Annotated in this window: 15 protein-coding genes and 1 pseudogene; 7 read left to right on the top strand and 9 right to left on the bottom strand. The window is 61.3% G+C overall.

Annotated elements, in window-relative coordinates:
• The first annotated feature begins 6 nt into the window (after window positions 1-6).
• Window positions 7-1,002, top strand: coding sequence for a FecR family protein (locus tag EV686_RS10685; RefSeq protein WP_132476819.1), 996 nt, complete (start codon window positions 7-9; stop codon window positions 1,000-1,002).
• A 100-nt stretch (window positions 1,003-1,102) separates the two neighbouring features.
• Here the strand turns inward: EV686_RS10685 and EV686_RS10680 are convergent, their stop codons facing one another.
• Window positions 1,103-2,050, bottom strand: a complete 948-nt coding sequence (locus tag EV686_RS10680) for an Rpn family recombination-promoting nuclease/putative transposase (protein ID WP_132476817.1) — start codon at window positions 2,048-2,050, stop codon at window positions 1,103-1,105.
• 342 nt (window positions 2,051-2,392) lie between these two features.
• Between EV686_RS10680 and EV686_RS10675 the strand changes: the two genes are divergently transcribed.
• From EV686_RS10675 to EV686_RS10660, 4 genes and pseudogenes are all read left to right on the top strand, one after another.
• Entirely contained in the window at window positions 2,393-5,677 is a 3,285-nt protein-coding gene (locus EV686_RS10675; protein ID WP_132476815.1) for a TonB-dependent receptor, read from the top strand.
• Between the two features lie 64 nt (window positions 5,678-5,741).
• The gene (locus tag EV686_RS10670; RefSeq protein ID WP_132476813.1) at window positions 5,742-6,677 is read left to right on the top strand and encodes a HupA family protein; all 936 of its coding nucleotides are present in this window, start codon (window positions 5,742-5,744) and stop codon (window positions 6,675-6,677) included.
• Window positions 6,678-6,853: 176 nt separating this feature from the next.
• On the top strand, window positions 6,854-8,341 hold the full coding sequence (locus EV686_RS10665) for a surface lipoprotein assembly modifier (protein WP_132476811.1): 1,488 nt from the start codon (window positions 6,854-6,856) through the stop codon (window positions 8,339-8,341).
• Between the two features lie 158 nt (window positions 8,342-8,499).
• Window positions 8,500-8,634 (top strand): annotated as a pseudogene (locus EV686_RS10660) (XRE family transcriptional regulator); the annotation flags it as partial.
• A gap of 14 nt (window positions 8,635-8,648) precedes the next feature.
• Here EV686_RS10660 and EV686_RS10655 read toward each other — a convergent pair.
• The 7 genes from EV686_RS10655 to EV686_RS10625 form a co-directional block, all read right to left on the bottom strand.
• Window positions 8,649-10,019: a replicative DNA helicase gene (locus tag EV686_RS10655; protein ID WP_132476952.1), complete on the bottom strand. Its 1,371-nt coding sequence runs from the start codon at window positions 10,017-10,019 to the stop codon at window positions 8,649-8,651.
• 152 nt (window positions 10,020-10,171) lie between these two features.
• Window positions 10,172-10,627: a 50S ribosomal protein L9 gene (rplI, locus tag EV686_RS10650; protein ID WP_132476809.1), complete on the bottom strand. Its 456-nt coding sequence runs from the start codon at window positions 10,625-10,627 to the stop codon at window positions 10,172-10,174.
• Between the two features lie 15 nt (window positions 10,628-10,642).
• Window positions 10,643-10,918 carry a 30S ribosomal protein S18 gene (rpsR, locus tag EV686_RS10645; protein WP_132476807.1) on the bottom strand — a complete coding sequence of 92 codons (276 nt, stop codon included), beginning with the start codon at window positions 10,916-10,918 and terminating at the stop codon, window positions 10,643-10,645.
• A gap of 102 nt (window positions 10,919-11,020) precedes the next feature.
• Window positions 11,021-11,338 carry a primosomal replication protein N gene (gene priB / locus EV686_RS10640; RefSeq protein WP_132476950.1) on the bottom strand — a complete coding sequence of 106 codons (318 nt, stop codon included), beginning with the start codon at window positions 11,336-11,338 and terminating at the stop codon, window positions 11,021-11,023.
• 18 nt (window positions 11,339-11,356) lie between these two features.
• Window positions 11,357-11,749, bottom strand: a complete 393-nt coding sequence (gene rpsF, locus EV686_RS10635) for a 30S ribosomal protein S6 (protein WP_132476805.1) — start codon at window positions 11,747-11,749, stop codon at window positions 11,357-11,359.
• A 190-nt stretch (window positions 11,750-11,939) separates the two neighbouring features.
• Entirely contained in the window at window positions 11,940-13,394 is a 1,455-nt protein-coding gene (gene tldD, locus EV686_RS10630; RefSeq protein WP_132476803.1) for a metalloprotease TldD, read from the bottom strand.
• A 122-nt stretch (window positions 13,395-13,516) separates the two neighbouring features.
• Window positions 13,517-14,368 carry a carbon-nitrogen hydrolase family protein gene (locus tag EV686_RS10625; protein ID WP_132476801.1) on the bottom strand — a complete coding sequence of 284 codons (852 nt, stop codon included), beginning with the start codon at window positions 14,366-14,368 and terminating at the stop codon, window positions 13,517-13,519.
• Window positions 14,369-14,712: 344 nt separating this feature from the next.
• Between EV686_RS10625 and EV686_RS10620 the strand changes: the two genes are divergently transcribed.
• A complete protein-coding gene (locus EV686_RS10620; RefSeq protein ID WP_243650843.1) occupies window positions 14,713-15,024 on the top strand; it encodes an H-NS histone family protein in 312 nt (103 codons plus the stop codon).
• Between the two features lie 89 nt (window positions 15,025-15,113).
• Here the strand turns inward: EV686_RS10620 and EV686_RS10615 are convergent, their stop codons facing one another.
• Entirely contained in the window at window positions 15,114-15,761 is a 648-nt protein-coding gene (locus EV686_RS10615) for a DUF4136 domain-containing protein (protein ID WP_243650842.1), read from the bottom strand.
• Between the two features lie 280 nt (window positions 15,762-16,041).
• On the opposite strand from EV686_RS10615, the gene pepN reads away from it, so the two are divergent.
• The gene (pepN, locus tag EV686_RS10610) at window positions 16,042-18,732 is read left to right on the top strand and encodes an aminopeptidase N (protein ID WP_132476797.1); all 2,691 of its coding nucleotides are present in this window, start codon (window positions 16,042-16,044) and stop codon (window positions 18,730-18,732) included.
• Window positions 18,733-18,744: the final 12 nt, after the last annotated feature.

Raw genomic sequence — 18,744 nt, 5'->3', positions numbered from 1 at the left:
AATGACATGACAGCCCCCATCGATCCCAACACACTGACCGACCGGCGCGACCAGGCAGCCTGCTGGTACGAGCGCCTGCGGTCGGCGGATGTCACCGAGGCCGAGCGGGCCGGCTTCGAACGCTGGCGGTCCGATCCGCGCAATGCCGAAGCCTGGCGCCGGGTGCTGCGGGTATGGACCATTGCGGCCGCTCTGCCGGCAGGCGAAGTCCGCAAGCTGGGCGAAGCCACGGCGCAGCCGCCGCGCAAGGCCGTCCGCCCCCACAGGCGGGCTCTGGGTTTCGGGCTGGGGCTGGCCGCCTGTAGCGTGGTCGTCTTCTGTATAGCGGCCGACCCCATGGGCTGGCGCGAAACGCCCGCCTATCAGGCGCAATTCACTACCGCCCATGGAGAACGGCAACAGGCGATTCTGCCCGACGGCTCCATGCTGACACTCAATACCGCCACCAGCGTCACCGCGCGCTTCTACGACGACCGCCGCACCGTGGAACTGACGCAGGGCGAAACCCTGTTCCAGGTCAATGGCGCGCAGGGTACGCCTTTCATCGTCGACACCGACGCCGGCAGCGTGAAGGTCACGGGCACGCGCTTCAATGTGCGCAGCCATTCGGGCGTGTTTTCCGTCGGCGTGCTCGAAGGCAGCGTCGAAGTCACGACCGGCCCCTGGTGGAACCGCAAGACCACGAAACTGCGTCCCGGAGGCCTGGCGCGCATTTCGGCCGGCGGAGAACTGCTGGTTCAGCCCACCGGGGCGGAACACACCGCCGCCTGGCTGGAAGACAGGATCGTATTCCGCGGCATCACGCTGGCGGAAGCGCTCGATGAAATCAACCGCTATACGGACAAACCGCTTGCCGTGGCCGACGCCAAGGCCGGGCAGTTGCGCCTGTCGGGCGTGTTCCGCACCGACGATCTCCAGGCCTTCCTGGCCGCCCTGCCCAGAATCGTGCCGGTGAGTGTGCGTCAACACGGCGACGGAACGGCCGATATAACGGCGCGCTGACATCTGCCAGTTGGCGCACAACATAGATCCCGATTGCCGTGCGTCGGCACGGCACGAGCGCAAGCCGCCCTGCGCCGTCCCCCTGGGCAAACAATGCCATCTAGTCCTGGCGGAACATATCCTCCAGCGAGACAGCGTCCAGGATGCCCAGCGTCCATTGCTGCACGGAAGCGAGGTCTGCGGCGATGATACGGTCTCGCGCCCAAGAGGGGATGGGGCCGAATTTGCGTTGCAGCAATTTTTGCAGCGTCGTGGCCGCAGCCTCACGGCCCTGCTCCAACCCCTGCTCCAATCCTTGCCGCTCTCCCTTGCGCATTGCGCGATTCAGCGCGGTCCGTTTGTCCAGCGTAGCAATATCGTGCTGCAACGCCGCCCAGTGCAACTCCTCATCGGCGGACATGTCCTGCAGATGATGCAAGGCTTCTTTCACAGGTGAATGCGTGATCTGACTCATGGCAACCTCGTCCAGGTTATGCAACAGGCAAGTGATCCACGCCGACAGCGATGGCGGCAAGCCGCCGAGACGCTCGGCCTTCGGCAACTCCATTATATGCAGTTGCAACGCTTCCTTGAAGCATACCGCCGGGGTCTGTTCATCGCGCAGCGCCAGCAGCCAGAGCGCCTGCCCGGGATGATCCGAGAACAGATCGTGCGCCAGCAGGCTGATTCCAATCACCGGCGTCAGGCTCTCGTAGTCCTGGCCCGCCTGCAACTGCTCCGACAGGCCGCGCGCCAGGTAATACACGTTGCGCTCCGGCCAGGGATCTTCGCGACGTACCTGCATCTCGATGATGAACAGGGCATCTATGGCGTCGCGCACCAGAATGTCCATTACAACCCGCTTGCCGCTGACGTGGTGCGGAAGAATTTCCGGATTCAGGACTTTGACGACCGTGATCGGGCTCTGTAACTGCAGCACGGCATTGATCAAGTCCGACAACAGATGCAGCTGGCGACTGAACAGGGCTTTGAATACCAGATCATTGGTCAGCCGCAGCCCGGGGAACGACTGGCCTGCCACTGTAGGCGACCTCTTCCGATCCGGCATGCTTTCAATTCCTGTCTGTGTGACAACAGCAGGCAATCTACCAGACACGAAAAACTCTGAAAATTAGGCGATTTTGTCTCATGGGACAGGCTTGTCCTAGGCACATTTCCGTTCACGCCAAGCCGTGCTGCGATTGCTTTGGCCTGACGCTGCCTTTCTCCAGCCCTCTTTTCTCCAAAAAACTAAATAAAAACTATTTTCTTTTTCATATGCATTCAGGAGATAGGGCGTCTCAGGCGTCATTACTAATGAAGGGACAAGAAAGAGGACCTGAGCCCGGCCTGTGTTTTCAGGCGGACAGGCCAATCATCGATCAACACTGACACGAAGGAACCCCGTACCGTGACGCAACGTTCTTCACACCGCGCCGCCACCAGGCACCAGACCTGCCGCTCGGCGCTACATATTTCACTGACGGCACTGGCCGTCCTGTCCGCGCTGGCCGCCGGCATGCCGGGCGAGGTCCGCGCCCAGGAAGCCGCCACGCAGATCACCCTGCCCGCCCAGTCGCTGGACGACGCGCTGATCCAGTTGGGCAGGCAGACCTCGCTGCAGTTCTTCTACACGCCCGAGACGGTGTTCGGCCTGCAAGCGCCAGCGGTATCGGGAAACATGACGCCGGAACAGGCGCTGCAGCGTCTGCTGCAGGGCACGCCGGTGCAGTATCGGCTGGACGGCAGAAATGTGACGCTGACGCGGGCGGCGACGACGGCAACAACGCTGTCGGCAGTCACAGTCAGGGGGCGCACGGACGACGAGATCGGACATGACAACGTATACGAAAAAGACATTTCCAACCTGTATGTAGACCGCCAGTATCTGGAACGCTATCGTGGCATATCGGTCGGCGACGTGTTCGCCGGCATGGACGGGGTCTACAACGGCGACAACCGCAATGGGGCCGCTCTGTTCCCCAATATCCGCGGTCTGCAGGGCAATGGCCGCATCCCCATCACGGTGGACGGTACTTCGCAGTCGATCGATGTCTGGATGACTATGCAGGGCATCAACAACCGCAACTATGTCGATCCCAACCTGTTTCGCAGCATCATGGTGGAAAAAGGCCCGTCGATGACGCGCGGCCTGAAAAACGGCATCGGCGGCTCGGTCAATATCGAGACCATCAATGCCGGCGACATCATCCAGGGCGACAAAAATTGGGGCATTGAACTGAAGCTGGGCACCGCCAGCAATTCGGTCAAGTCCAACATGACCGACCCGCACAGTCTGGTCGGCATGGATTACCGGGACATCCCTGGCGCCCAGACATCCATCCTTTACCAAAACCCAGGGCTCAGTTTCAACGAACCCATGGCACGGCTACGCGAGCGCAGCGAAGTCGAACGCTTCAATTTCGACGACCGCAAGGCCTTCATCGCGGCAGGCTACAAGCACGAGTTTTTCGACGTGCTGGCTGCCTACAGCTACAACAGCCGCGGCAATTATTTTGCCGGGACGAAAGGCGCCGACAAATACATGGAACGCGGCGCGAACGACCTGACCGGCGACAACAAGATCGCCCATACCAGCATCGCCAATCTGTACGGCGCCGTGGCAAAGGTTTTCGGGCCGGGCATGGAAGTGCCATATACCAGCTCGCGCATGGAAAGCGTGCTGCTCAAGAACAACTGGTATTTGCCCAACAACCACACAATCAACCTGAGCTTCAGCCGCAGCAAGCTCGATTTCGCGGAACTGCCGCCGAACATGGCGGACTGGACCTTGTGGGGCGTGGAGACCGGACAGGAGCAGGGTGTCGTGGATCAAAGGTCAAGGCTGAGCTACCCCTTCCCCAATACGCTTGTCGATCAGGACACCTATCGCCTGGCCTGGCAATGGAAGCCGGAGCATTCGCAGTTGATCGATCTTGAGGCTTCCGTATGGCGCACCGAAAGCCGCAGTGACCGCTACCAGAACGGAGACGTAACTTATCAGGTGAATGGCAATGATATCGACCGGGCATACGATCAGTGGAGTTTCCTTTGCTACTACTACAACATGATGTGCGACTCCCCCCCTGCCAAGGATCCCAATGTAGAAGGCAAGATATTCATCGGCACGCTGCAGCAAACGAAGTCCACCCGCACCGGGTTCGATCTGAGCAACCGCTTTCAGCTCAGCGACAACCTGGCCCTGACTGCGGCAGGCGACTTCCAGTACGAACGTCAGCGCGACCACATCCCTGTGGAAACGCATGTCACGGATTCGGCCGGCTTCAACCGTTTCCTGGGGCCGGTCTCCGGACGCAGACAGGAATATGGCCTTGGTGTCAATCTGGACTGGCAGGCCACGGACCGCCTGCAGCTCAGCGCCGGAGTGAGATACGGGTCCTATTGGGGGTTCGATGATGAACTGGATGAAAAGCGCCGCAACCAGCACCCGCATTGGAAATCGCAGGGAAACGCGGCGTATCAGCGATTGAGTACCTATCGTATCGCCACAGAGGAAGAGCTGGCGCTTTATCAAAACGATAGGAACGCGTGGATTGACTATGCCAAGGAAAATAATATCGAGAGCTCTATTGGGTCCTGGAGCCAGCCTAGACAATACCAATTTGACCCAAGTGCACCTCAGTATGTAATCCAACATACTCACGTACCCCTGATCGACTCCTCCAAGGCAGACAGGACGCAAAACCCCTTCTACAACGGCACATACGACTTAAGTGAAACCGTTGACGGATACGAAAAATATATTCCTACCTCGGGCCTCAACCCAGAGGCGAATTTCGTTAAAGAACCCGCCGCAGACGTATGGCAGCGTCCCGTCAAACGGCGCCATCACGCATGGTCATCGCAACTCGTCGCATCGTACCAGTTGACGGACCACGCCAGGGTCTACAGCCGCTATGCCAGCATGGTCCGCTTTCCCAGCCTGTACGAGACCGCCAGCGGCGACCGCGGGCTGAGCGAGGGCAGCGCCAGCGGCATCCGCCCCGAGCGCAACCAGGCATGGGAAATAGGCTACGTCCAGGACCTCAGCCATCTGTTCGAGCCCTTGCAAGTGGCCGACGTCAAGGTCAGCTACTACCACAACACCATACGAAACTTCATCGACAGAAACGTGCAGGCCAGGGCGATCCAGTTCGATCGCAAAGTCATGAGCGGCATTGAGTTCCAGAGCCGCCTCGACACGGGCCGTTTCCATGCCGGCCTGGACGTGACTTACCGGCTCAAGCAGGAAACCTGCGACAAGGATTATGCCGTCACGCTCAGCCCATACTACAACCGGATGCCTGAATGCATGGACGGCGGCTTTCCGCGCAATCTGTCCTTTGTCAGCCTGCAGCCAAAATATTCCATCAACGTGGATCTTGGCGTAAGGCTGTTGAACAACGCGCTGGACATCGGCACCCGGCTGCGCTATCACAGCGGCGCGGAAAACAAGAAGCTGGATCGCCTGCTGCAAGGCGGCGTTCTGGAAGCCTATGACGGCACCATACGCCCCTATTACTGGGACCCGGTCAAGCTGATCGATCTCTATGCCGAATATCGATTCAACCGCAACGTCAGCATGCGCGTCACCGTGGAGAACCTGACGGATCGCTACTACCTCGACCCGCTTTCCAAGTCGCCATTGCCCGGCCCCGGCCGCACCATCATGGCCGATGTCGGCATCAGATTCTAGGTTGTTTGCTGGCTTTTCATAAAAAAACCAGCGTTTCGTTGTTCAACTTTTCTGGAGAACAGAAATGAAGCAAACCTCGATCGCTATCGCCATCATGGCGCTTGCAGCCTCTTCCACAGCCTTCGCCGCCGGCCCCAATGTTCAAGGAGGATCGTCAGTTCCTGGCAACGTCGCCCCCGGCGCATCCACGCTCTCTCCGCTGGATCCGACCAACACGGGCAATGCGGGCATCAGCATGCAGCGTCCGGGCGGCGCAATGTCAGCCACGGTGGACATTCTGGGCGCGCCCATCCAGCAGGCTACCAATCCCTTCCTCGTCGATGCCAACGGAAACCGCTGGGCCCGACACCCCGGGGACGGGCAAATCATTGCCCAGGTTTGGGCGTATACGCCCAGCGGCACCGATGCCAATGTCTACAGCCTGCGCCAGGTGAGGCAGCCAGGGGCGCCCATGCCCGTTTTCGGCGGCCTGGTCATTGGCCAGGTCAAGAATGCCGCGGGAGTCGCACTGCCTGCTGAACAGGGTGTTTATTTTGGCGAATGGTCCGAGCAAAGTTCACCCACGGGGTTCCCCACCCCCAGCACCGACCTGAACATGGGCAGCGCCAGCCGCACGGTTTGGTACGCGGGTGACAATGCTGTGATCAGCACCCCGCAACTGGTATCCGTGACCTATTCCGTCACAGGTATCCAAAACGTCGGAAACAGCAGCGGCAACCTGCCGTCCGCACCCGACCTCTACAGCGGCACGCTGACCGCCAACTATGCCAATGCAGGCCAGGCCAATGCGATCTCTGGCACGATTGCAAACAGCGGCAACTCCGTCGGCCTCAGCGCCGCCATTGATAGTAACGGCACCTTCACTGGCGCGAACACACAAGGCCGCTTCTACAACGGCGCGACGGCATTGGCCGGCATCTATACGGGAGGCAGCGGCGCCGCGGATGATATCGCCTTCGGTGGCCATCAGACGGGCGGCAGCATCAACCCGCTGCCCTAAGGTCTAAAAAACCCTTTCACTGGTTGCCGCCAGCGAAAGGGTATTGACCTCTGCCGTGCCGGGCATGTGTATGAGCATGCATCCCGGCACGGCTTCACAGACGCTTCGTGCCATAGGCTGACTCGTCTGTCTTCATATTTTAGTAGGTTTCATTGCCACCGCCCCTAGGATTTACCATGCCTCGTCATTTCGTCAACAGGCTGGCCGTGCTTCTGGCCGGCCTTGCCGTTGTCTTCAATGCGCACGCCGATGACGATGACACCCGTTTCCTGCTGGAGCAATCGCGCCGCGCCGCCGAGCGCCGGACCGCCACGCCCGAAGGCGAGCTGATCGCTCCGCCCGGCTTTCTGGTGCACCAAGGCAAGGTGCTCGAGGTCCATACGCAGCCGGATCAACTGGAGCCCGCCATCCAAATCGCCATCGACACCGGACAATGGGACAGGCTGGAAGAATTCATCAGTCGCTACCGCCTGATGCGCGATCACCGCCCTGCTCTGATCGCCATGGCGGAAGGTCTGCTGGCTCGACATCGCGGCGACTATCCACTGGCACTGCAACACATGCAGTCCGCCCACGAAGCCGCACTACAGGACGGACGCATCTATCTGGAACTGGCGCGCCTGCAATTCGAGGACAATCAGGATCGCGCCGCGCGCGATGGATTTTCGCAGGCCATGGCCCGCAAAGACATGCCCCAGCAGGCACGCGCCATGTCGCAGCAATACCTGCAGGCGCTGGATATGCGCAGCCGCTGGCATGGCAGCCTGGCGTTCGGCGTGGGCTACAACAGCAATATCAACCAGGCGGCTGGCGGCAGCCAGCTTTTCTGCCTCGATTTTTTTCCCATCTGCTACAACCGCAAACTGGACGACCCCATCAGCTCCAACCTCATCAACTACGAATTGTCCATGCAGCGTCGCTTCAACGTGAAGGGCAACCACAACCTGCTGATGCGCCCGGTCGCCTACGGCAGCCTGTACCGGCGCAAAAACGAGGCCCCAAACACACCAATCCGCAACTACAGCAACAACACCGCCATCCTGTACCTGGGCTACAACTACCTCGACGCCCGCAACAACATCAGCGTGATGCCGTACATCGAGCATTACACCCGCGACAGCCACTCCCACTTCCTGGCCAAGGGAATGCAACTGGAATGGCGCCGCGCCATCGGTAGCAAGTGGCAGATAGGCAGCGTGCTGGACGCCAAGCGCCATCACCATACCGACTGGGGCCAGCGCACCAGCGGCGATTTCACGCAGTATCAGTGGGGTCTGTCGGCCAACTACATGCCGCGGGCCAATACCTCCATCTATGGCGGCGTGGACCTGTACCGCAAGAAATACGCTGTATCCCAGGCCAGCAGCAAGGACGTTTCCTTCCGCGCCGGCGTCTATCATGCCTTCCCCGGCAAGGCCGGACTTTATGTGAATGCCATGGGCGTGTTCCGCATCACGCGCAGCGACGCCCACGACGGCTTTCTCGGGGAACGGCGGCTGGATCGGCAGCAGGTCTATATCCTGACGGCGGGCATGGAAGGCCTGAAGATCGCCGGCATGACGCCGGAACTGCGCCTGCGGCGCAACATCAACCGCAGCAATATCGACTGGGCCTACGACTTTCAACAGACCGAAATCAGCCTGATGCTGCGGCGCAATTTCTGACGCGGCGTGATCATCCATGCGTAGTTTCCGATCTGATGCGCGCAGCCATATTTCTGTAGAGTCATTGCATTCCCCATTCCACTACATCATGGAAGCGATTGCCGCATGTCCCATAAATTATTCACTGTGCATGCACCCATCGTCGATCACGGCCCGCGCTGCTGCGCGGCGGGTTTTCCAACTTTTCCGAGCGCAAGCTGATGGACTGCCTGAACCGGCTGGGCTACGACATTGAAATCCGGGTTCACGCCACGCATGCGCCCGTCGGGCATCTGACGCTTATTCCTGCCTGAGCGCCGATTTGGCGCTACATCCCCGACGTAAAGTTCAGGAAGCGCGTGCTCGCCCCTTGGAACGTCAGTCGCACAGTGCCGATCGGGCCGTTACGCTGCTTGCCGATGATGATTTCCGCCGTTCCCTTGTCCGGGGAGTCGGGGTTGTAGACTTCGTCGCGGTAGATGAACAGGATCAGGTCGGCGTCCTGTTCGATGGCCCCGGATTCGCGCAGGTCGCTCATCACGGGCCGCTTGTTGGGGCGCTGCTCCAGGCTCCGGTTCAGCTGCGACAGGGCGATCAGCGGGCAATTGAGTTCCTTCGCCAAACCCTTCAGCGAACGGCTGATTTCCGAGATTTCCGTTGCGCGGTTCTCGTTGCCACCGCCGCTTCCGGACATCAGCTGCAGGTAGTCGATGATGATCAGCCCGAGCTGCCCGCATTGCCGCGCCAGGCGGCGCGCGCGCGCGCGGACTTCCATGGGGCTGAGCGCCGGCGTCTCGTCGATGTAGATCTGCGCTTCCTGCACCTGCTGGACCGCATGGGTGAGCTTGGGCCAGTCGTCCGCCGTCAGCTTGCCGGTACGCATGCGGTGCTGGTCCAGCATGCCGACCGAACCCACCATGCGCATGGCCAGTTGCACGGCGCCCATTTCCATGGAGAATACGGCGACCGGCAGGCCCTGCTCGATGGCGACATGCTCGCCTATATTCATGGAGAACGAGGTCTTGCCCATGGAGGGGCGCCCCGCCACGATCACAAGGTCTCCGGCCTGCAGGCCCGAAGTCATGCGGTCCAGGTCGGAAAATCCCGTCGGCACGCCGGTGATATCGGAATCGCCCTCGCGGTGATACAGCTCGTCGATGCGCTCCACCACCTGGGCCAGCAGCGGCTGGATATCCTGGAAGCCGCCATTGCCCTTGGCGCCTTCCTGCGCGATCTGGAACACCTTGGACTCCGCCTCGTCCAGCAACTGCCGCGCTTCCTTGCCTTGCGGATTGAACGCGCCCGCGGAGATTTCGTCGGCGATGGAAACCAGCTTGCGCAGCGTGGAGCGCTCACGCACGATTTCCGCATAGCGGCGGATATTGGCGGCCGACGGCGTGTTGTGCGCAAGCGCATTCAGATAGGCAAGGCCGCCGACGTCATCCGCCTTTCCGGAGCTGACCAGGGATTCGTTCACCGTCACAACGTCGGCCGGGCGCGACAGACCGATCAGGCGCGCGATGTGCTGCCAGATGATGCGGTGGTCGAACCGGTAGAAGTCTTCCTCCCCGAGGATGTCGCTGACCCTGTCCCAGGCTGCGTTGTCCAGCAGCAGACCGCCCAGCACGGACTGCTCGGCCTCTACCGAATGCGGCGGCACGCGAAGGTAATCCAGTTGCGGATCGGTACCTGTCTTCAGCTCTTGCAAAACCGCCCCCTGACTCTGAATGATCTCGAATAAAAAAGCCGGCTTGCGCCGGCTTTTTGAAGCTGCGGCAAGCCTGCCGTAGCTGTATGCGCCAAATTGCCGAAATTGATAAATACTACGGCAAAAAAACGCTTCGTGCCTGCTTAGGCGATCTCGCCCTGCACCACGATGGTGATGTCGGAAACGACGTCCGCGTGCAGGACGACCTGCGCAGGGAACTCGCCGACAGCCTTGATGGCGCCGTCGCTCAGTCGAACCTGCGACTTGGCGATGCCTTCGAAGCCCTGGGTGGCCAGCGCGGCGGCGATGTCCTGGGTTGTGACGGAGCCGAACAGGCGGCCGTCGACACCGGCCTTCTGCAGGATGGTGACGGTCTGGCCTGCCAGCTTCTCGCCGACGGACTGGGCTGCGGCCAGCTTCTCGGCTTGCGCCTTTTCCAGCTCGGCGCGGCGCGCTTCGAATTCCTTCAGGGCGGCGTCGGTTGCGCGACGGGCGATCTTCTGGGGAATCAGGAAGTTGCGGGCGTAGCCATCACGGACACGAACCACCTCGCCCAGGTTGCCCAGGTTGGAGACTTTTTCAAGCAGAATGACTTGCATAACAATGGGCTCCGATTATTTGTGGTTGTCGGTGTAGGGCAGCAGGGCCAGGAAGCGCGCGCGCTTGACGGCGGTGTCCAGCTGGCGCTGGTAGTGCGCCTTGGTGCCGGTCAGGCGTGCGGGGATGATCTTGCCGTTTTCCTGGATGAAATCGCGCAGCGTGTCCAGATCCTTGTAGTCGATTTCTTCGACGTTGGCCGCCGTGAAGCGGCAGAACTTGCGGCGCTTGAACAGGGGGTTCTGTTGCGCGAACTTGCGCTTGTTATCCTTGCCACGTTTGATAAAAGCCATGATGTGCCTCTTTCGAAGTCCGCCCCTGCGGGGAGGACGGGTAAAGTTGATCAGTGCATCGCGCGTAATGATTGAAGCCCGCGCACTGGAATATATGTCTTGTCAGACGACAGCCGTAGCTGCGCCGGGGAAACTTCGGTTCGCTTGCTGAATGTGCAGAACCACCTTGCTGGAGCCTTTGCGGGCCTGGGCGATGAAACCCTGGATTGCAAGACCGGCGCCCAGCGGGGTGTCCGCCAGCAGCAGAGCGATGTCTCCGAGAGCGATTGCCGGGATGGTCAGTTGCACGCGGCGCGCTTGCCCCGCCTCAATGACTTCCGACTCGTGTTCCAGCAGCATTTCCACTGCGGGAAGGCCTGCGGGCGTGTAGCGCAGAGGTTTTACCTCGAGCACGACAGCCGTGATGCCGACCTGGTTCACGCCGCTTCGAAGCACGCCTTACTCGGCGCTGTCCGACGTTTCGGCTTCGGCGGGAGCTGCTTCGGCAACAGCCTTGCGGGCTTCTTCGCGCTCGACGGACTTCATCATCACGGAAGGCGACGTCTGGGCCTTCTTGGTCTTGATGACCAGGTGACGCAGAATGGCATCGTTGTAGCGGAAAGCATGCTCGAGCTCGTCCAGTTCAGCCTGGCCGCACTCGATGTTCATGCAGACGTAGTGAGCCTTGACAAGCTTCTGAATGGGGTATGCCAGTTGGCGACGGCCCCAGTCTTCCAGACGGTGGATGGAACCGCCCTGGCCGGTGACGACGGCCTGGTAACGCTCGATCATGGCGGGCACTTGCTCGCTTTGATCGGGATGCACGATGAACACTACTTCGTAGTGACGCATAAACAACACTCCTTGTGGATATCTTCCCCGTATCGCGTCCTGCACGAGCCGGGAAAGGGTCAGCCCGCCCACGGAAAATCCCCCGTGAGTCGGGCAAGAAACAGAAAATTATAGCAGCTTCATGCCGCCGCAGGCAAAATCTGTTGCATTCGGGATGCACCGGCCTTCCGTTCAAGGCGGCCGGGGCCCCTCAGGCGGTGCCGCCCACCGTGATGCCGTCGATGCGGATGGTCGGCATGCCGACGCCTACCGGAACGCTCTGCCCTTCCTTGCCGCAAGTGCCCACGCCCGAATCCAGCTGCAGGTCATTGCCAATCAGCGGCACGCGGGTCAGCGCATCCGGTCCGTTGCCGATGAGCGTCGCCCCCTTGACCGGGTAGGTCACCTTGCCGTTTTCGATCATGTAGGCTTCCGAGGCGGAGAAAACGAACTTGCCGCTGGTGATATCCACCTGTCCCCCGCCGAAATTGACAGCATACAGCCCCTTCTTGACCGAAGCGATGATTTCCTCCGGCGGTGTCCGCCCTGCCAGCATGTAGGTATTGGTCATGCGCGGCATGGGCAGGTGCGCGTAGGACTCCCTGCGTCCATTGCCTGTCACCGATGCCTTCATCAGCCTGGCATTGGTCATGTCCTGCATGTAGCCCTTCAGGATGCCGTCCTCGATCAGCACTGTGCGCTGCGTGGTGTTGCCTTCGTCGTCGACGTTCAGCGAGCCGCGGCGATCCGCCAGCGTGCCGTCGTCCACGACCGTCACGCCTTTCGACGCCACGCGCTGGCCGATGCGCCCGGAAAACACGCTGGATTCCTTGCGGTTGAAATCGCCCTCGAGACCGTGACCCACCGCCTCGTGCAGCAGGATGCCCGGCCATCCGGAACCCAGCACGACCGTCATTTCACCCGCGGGCGCCGGCCTGGCCTCGAGATTGACCATGGCCTCGTGCACGGCCTTGCGCACATATTCGCGCAGGATGTCGTCGGTGAAATAGGCCAGGCCGGTACGTCCGCCGCCGCCCGCATGGCCCATTTCGCGGCGGCCATCGCGCTCGGCGATCACTGTCAGCGACAGGCGCACCAGGGGACGGACATCGGCCACGAGGCGGCCATCGCTGCCCGCCACCATGATCACGTCATACTCCGCGCCCAGTCCGGCCATGACCTGGATGACATGCGGATCCGCGGCGCGCGCCATGGCTTCCAGCCGGCCGAGCAAGGCCACTTTTTCGGGCGACGGCAGGCTGTTCACGGGATCAATGGCGGGATAAAGACTGCGCGGCTCGGGCTGCGCGGCAATGATCTTCTGCCTGCCCGCCCCCTGCCTGCCGATGGTGCGCACGGCCCTGGCCGAGGACAGCAGGGCTTCGGCGGACAAGGTGTCCGAGTAAGCGAACGCGGTCTTCTCACCGCTGACGGCGCGCACGCCCACGCCCTGCTCGATGGAGAAGTTGCCGGTCTTGACGATCCCCTCTTCGAGGCTCCAGCCTTCGCTGCGCGTGTACTGGAAATACAGGTCGGCGTAATCGACCTTGTGCGTGAATATCTCGCCCAGCGCGCGCGCCAGATCGCCCTCATCCAGCCCCCAGGGGTCCAGGAGAACGTTCTTGGCGATTGCCAGGGATTGGACAGCAGGATCAACAGGTTTCATTCGGATCGCAAACTCAAGAAACGGAAAAAAGGCCCGCGCTGCGCCTCGCAGCCCGGATGCTGCTCGGAAGCGCCAGCCGGACATGCCGCGGGCGATGCTCATCGCGGACAATGCCGCGGCCGTCAAAGCCGTCTGTGCTTCAGCGCGGGCAGCGATTCGCGGGTGGCGGACAATCGCGCCTTGTCTATTGTACCGATGGCGAAGCCCTCGCCCTCTTCCACGCGGTCGACGACATTGCCCCAGGGGTCGATGAGCATGGAATGCCCCCAGGTGCGCCTGCCGTTCTCGTGCCTGCCGCCCTGCGCGGACGCCAGCACATAGCATTGGTTCTCGACCGCCCTGGCGCGCAGCAGCAGCTCCCAATGCGCCGAACCCGTCGTATAGGTGAATGCGGCGGGCAGCACGATCAGCGACACGTCGCCGAACGCCCTGAACAGCTCGGGAAAGCGCAGGTCGTAGCAGATGGCCAGGCCGACCTTGCCCATATCCGAGTCGAACGTCCTCGGCGCGATATCCCCAGGACGAATGCTGACGGACTCATCATACGATTCGTCGCCGCGCGAAAAGCCGAACAGGTGGATTTTGTCGTACCGCGCCACTTCCCTGCCTTCCGGATCGAAGACCAGGGAAGTGTTGTAGATGCGGTCCTGCTCTCCGCTTTCAAGAGGCAGGGTTCCGCCCACGAGCCATATGCCGTGCCGCTTCGCCTGATCGCGCAGGAAATCCTGGATCACGCCGCCGCCATGCGGCTCCCGTATGCCGACCTTGTCGTGGTCGTGGCTGCCCATGAGGCAGAAATACTCGGGCAGCGCAATCAGCCGGGCGCCTGCGGCGGCGGCTTCGGCAATCAGTTTTCCAGCCCGGGCAAGATTATCCTCGGGGCGGGTGGAAGAAACCATCTGAATGGCAGCGACTTTGTATGGATTGCCGCCATTCTGATTTACTTCGTTTGTTGAAACAGGTTTGGTTTGCATGATTCCATTATTCCGAAAACCAGGGGCGCGATGCCACGCCGGCATTCAATCAGACAAAGTCGGCTTTATTTTATTGAGGCTGACTTGATTTGATTTCCATCAAAAATACAAAAATACATTCGCCCTGTTTTATTGGCATTCCGATATAAAACACCTGGATAAAAACGAGCACGAACCGATTTTCGATATCCGATTCAGTTAGAATATTTCCGCCCATGCAACAGCATCGGCATATCGATCACAATCGGCCGTGACAGGGTCATTGATTTCTATTCAGGACACAAGGGAATGAGCCAAAAAACTATGCTGCGCAACAACAGCGCATCGAGCGGGAAATCGCCCGCTTGAAAAAACAGGCCGAAGCGCTGCAGCAAAAGCAGCGCAATCCGGTCATCGCGCAAATCATCCGCACCATGAAAGAATACAGTATCACACCTGCGGAGATTTCTGCGGCCTACAGCAAGAAAACCTCACCCAGAGCCAGTACGGGCGGCGCCGGAAAGGCTGCCCCCAGGAAAGCGGCCAAGCGCGTCATTCCGGCCAAGTACCGCAACCCCGAAACAGGCGACACCTGGACTGGCCGCGGCAAGGCGCCGCGCTGGATCTCCGAAGCCGAAGCCCAGGGCAAAAAGCGCGAGCAATTCCTGATCGCCTGACCGGCGACGCGCCCGACCTTCCTGAAACATGGCCCGGAAAATTTCCGGGCCATTTTCATTATCGGCCGCCATTCCCTGGGCGCCTTTATTCAGTCCAGTTGATATCGAACGGTGCGCACCTGCCCGTTATTGCCGGGGAATCCATCGAACACCGCCTGGGCGAGATAAGGCATGATGCCCGCCAGATTATCGTTGAGGCTTTCGTTCACAGCGCTGGAGCGGTATACCTGCCGCCCATTCTGCTGATTATCGGTAATCGTGACGGTCAACTGGTTTTTGTAGGCATCGACCGGCACGGAGACGACGGGCGGGGAATAGAACATGCCGCCTCCCCAGCCGTAATAGCCGCCGTAGTATCCCCAGAAGGGAGAGAAGCCGGGATAGAAGCGATCGTCATAGCGCTCGACCCAGGTCTGGGTCACCGGATTTTCATAATGGAAGCTCACGTCGAAACGCGCCGACCGCCCCGCGGCGGCCTCCACCAGACCCGTCGGGCCGATGGACGCGCGCAGCATATCGGCGAACGCCTGATACTCCAGGCCCGATGCATCCTGCGAGGGCCCCGGCACCAGCCGGTAAGTCTGCCCCTCGACGTTGCCGGGCCATTGCTGGAAGCTGGTGACCCGGGCGGAAAGCGTCGATGCGCAGCCGGCCAACAGCACCGCCATAGCGGCAAGCGCCAGCAATTTCAGGCTCATCATTCGAGCGCTGACAAACAGATGATCCTTCTGCATCATTTTCTCCGAGTGCGCCGATATAGGAAGAATGGCATGCCGCCGGACACTGCCCGGGCGATCGGCCGCTTCATGGCGACAAAGATTTCGACAGTCGCCGCCGGAGGAAGTTTCTCATGTAATTCGTATTGCGTGTCATTCTTGATACTCGCTGAAACCGCCGATATGTAACAGACGCTTCCGCCCAGCGCCTGCGGCCCGCGCTACGCCGCATGGCATGCAGACCGCCGGGATTCGCCAGGCACTACAATAGCCGCTTGTCGAATGTTTGCAGGCCAGACTCATGCGCACCGATTCCGTACAATCCATTTCCCGTCACGACTACCGTCCCTACCCCTATCGCATCACCCACGCGGATCTGCAGTTCGACCTGCAGGCGGATGCCACGCGCGTGCACACGCGCCTGAGCGTGGAAAGCGCTGATGCTTCCGGCCAGGCGCTCGTCCTGAACGGCGAAGACCTCACTCTGGAGCAGGTCGCCCTCGATGGCCGGACGCTGTCTCCCGACGAATACACGCTGACGGAAAACACCCTGACCCTGGCGCCCGGGACCCTGCCCGCCTTCACGCTGGAAATCACCAGCCTGTGCCGGCCCGCAGACAACACGCAATTGATGGGGCTGTATGTCTCCGGCAACAGCCTGTTCACGCAATGCGAGGCTGAAGGCTTTCGCCGCATCACCTGGTTTCCGGACCGCCCCGACGTCATGTCCCGCTACCGGGTTACGCTACGCGCGGACAAGCAACGCTATCCCCTGCTGCTGTCGAACGGCAACCTGCTGGAATCGCGCGACCTGCCGGACGGCCGGCACGAGGCGGTATGGGAAGACCCCCATCCCAAGCCCTGCTATCTGTTCGCCCTGGTCGCAGGCGACTTCGCCTGCCGCGAACAGACGATCCAGACCCGCAGCGGGCGCGACGCGCTGCTGCAGGTCTACAGCGACCACGGTTCCGAGCACCAGACCGAATGGGCGCTGGACTCGCTGGTGCGCTCGGTGCGCTGGGACGAAACCCGCTTCGGCCTGGAACTGGACCTCGACCGCTTCATGATCGTGGCCGCCCGCGACTTCAATATGGGCGCCATGGAGAACAAGGGCCTGAACGTATTCAATTCCGCCTATGTGCTGGCCGATCCGGAATCCGCCACGGACGCGAGCTACCATGCCATCGAAGCCGTGATCGGGCATGAATACTTCCACAACTGGACCGGCAACCGCGTCACCTGCCGCGACTGGTTCCAGCTCTCGCTGAAGGAAGGCCTGACCGTCTTCCGCGACCAGGAGTTTTCCGCCGACATGATGACGCACGGCCTGCCCGAAGCCGAGGCGCAAAGCGCCAGGGCGGTCAAGCGCATCGACGATGTCACGGCGCTGCGCATCGCGCAGTTCCCCGAGGATGCGGGCCCGATGGCTCACCCCATCCGGCCGGAAAGCTACCAGTCCATCAGCAATTTCTACACCGCCACCATCTACGAGAAAGGCGCGGAAATCATCCGCATGCAGCACACCCTGCTGGGCGAAGAAGGGTTCCGCGCAGGCATGGACGAATACTTCCGCCGCCACGACGGCCAGGCCGTCACCTGCGACGATTTCCTCAGCGCCATGGAATCGGTCTATGTGCGCCAGAACCCCGGCAGCACGCTGGAACAGTTCCGCCGCTGGTACAGCCAGGCCGGCACACCGCGCGTCAAGGTCACGCTGGCTCATGACGCCGCCGCCCAGACCCTGCGCGTCACCCTGGAACAGCGCAATCCTCCTGTCGGCATCGAAACGCGGCAGAACCCTCCTGTCGAGAAACTGCCGCTGCACATTCCTTTCGCGCTGGGCCTGCTCGACGGCGAGGGCAAGGAACTTTCACTGACGCACAAGGGTGTAAAACAGGCCACGGCGCTGCTCGAGCTGCGCGAAAAAAGCCAGACCTGGACGTTCGAAAACATCGCCGAGCAGCCCGTGCCCTCACTGCTGCGCGGCTTTTCCGCCCCCGTCATCGTCGAGTACGAGCGCACGCCGCAGGAACTCGCCTTGCTCGCCCGTCACGACACGGACGCATTCGCCCGCTGGGAGGCCGCGCAGTCGCTGGCGACCAGGGTGCTGCTGGACAGCATCAGCCGACCGGAAAGCGGCAGCCCGGACGAGCAATTGCTGATCGACACCTGGGAAGCCCTGCTGCAGGACGGCTCGCTGACCGCCGCCTACCGCAGTCGCATCCTGTCCCTTCCCGCGGAGCGCGAGCTGCTGGAGAAGACCAGCCCGCTCGATCCGCTGGCAGTCGTCGAAGCGCGCCGCCGTCTGATCGGCAAGCTGGGAGACGCGCTGGCTCCCTTCTGGATGACAGCCTACGAGGACAACAGGATCGACGGCCCCTATGCTCCGGACGCGGCCTCCTCCGGCAAGCGCTCCATGCGCAATCTCGCGCTGCTATACCTGATGGCCGCCGGCGGCCAGGGGGGACAGGAGCTGACGCTGGAGCACTACGACGCCGCGCGCAACATGACGGACCGTATGGCCGCCCTGGGCGCCCTGGTGCAGTACGGCACGCCCGAGGCTCGCAGCGAACGCCTGCAGCATTTCTACACGCAATGGCGGCACAATCCGCTCGTCATCGACCGCTGGTTCGCCGTCCAGGCCGCCTCCGCGGCCACCTCGCTGGCGGATGTCCGCCAACTGATGACGCATCCCGATTTTTCGCTGCGCAACCCCAATCGCGCACGCTCGCTGATTTTCCAGTTCTGCACCAACAACCTGCGCAACGTCCATTCGCGCGAGGGCCACTCGTTCTGGGCCGAGCAGGTATTGGCGCTGGACGCCCTGAATCCGGAAATCTCGTCCCGCCTGGCGCGCGTCTTCGAGAACTGGCAGCGTTTCACGCCCGTACTTCGCGACAGCCTGCAGCAGGCGTGGCGGCATATCCAGTCGCAGCCCGCCCTGTCGTCCAATCTTTCCGAAATCGTCAACAAGGCCCTGTCGGCCCAGTAGCCTGGAAACCCG

The organism is Paracandidimonas soli (genome assembly GCF_004342005.1).
In the GTDB taxonomy this organism is placed as follows: Bacteria; Pseudomonadota; Gammaproteobacteria; order Burkholderiales; family Burkholderiaceae_B; genus Paracandidimonas; species Paracandidimonas soli.
This window is presented reverse-complemented; position numbering and strand designations above follow the sequence as displayed.

Bases quoted from the DNA above. Each gene is read 5' to 3' on its own strand.
- EV686_RS10685 (WP_132476819.1), top strand. From the start codon at position 7: ATGACAGCCCCCATCGATCCCAACACACTGACCGACCGGCGCGACCAG.
- EV686_RS10680 (WP_132476817.1), bottom strand. From the start codon at position 2,050: ATGCCGGATCGGAAGAGGTCGCCTACAGTGGCAGGCCAGTCGTTCCCC.
- EV686_RS10670 (WP_132476813.1), top strand. From the start codon at position 5,742: ATGAAGCAAACCTCGATCGCTATCGCCATCATGGCGCTTGCAGCCTCT.
- EV686_RS10665 (WP_132476811.1), top strand. From the start codon at position 6,854: ATGCCTCGTCATTTCGTCAACAGGCTGGCCGTGCTTCTGGCCGGCCTT.
- rplI (WP_132476809.1), bottom strand. From the start codon at position 10,627: ATGCAAGTCATTCTGCTTGAAAAAGTCTCCAACCTGGGCAACCTGGGC.
- rpsR (WP_132476807.1), bottom strand. From the start codon at position 10,918: ATGGCTTTTATCAAACGTGGCAAGGATAACAAGCGCAAGTTCGCGCAA.
- rpsF (WP_132476805.1), bottom strand. From the start codon at position 11,749: ATGCGTCACTACGAAGTAGTGTTCATCGTGCATCCCGATCAAAGCGAG.
- tldD (WP_132476803.1), bottom strand. From the start codon at position 13,394: ATGAAACCTGTTGATCCTGCTGTCCAATCCCTGGCAATCGCCAAGAAC.
- EV686_RS10625 (WP_132476801.1), bottom strand. From the start codon at position 14,368: ATGCAAACCAAACCTGTTTCAACAAACGAAGTAAATCAGAATGGCGGC.
- EV686_RS10615 (WP_243650842.1), bottom strand. From the start codon at position 15,761: ATGATGCAGAAGGATCATCTGTTTGTCAGCGCTCGAATGATGAGCCTG.
- pepN (WP_132476797.1), top strand. From the start codon at position 16,042: ATGCGCACCGATTCCGTACAATCCATTTCCCGTCACGACTACCGTCCC.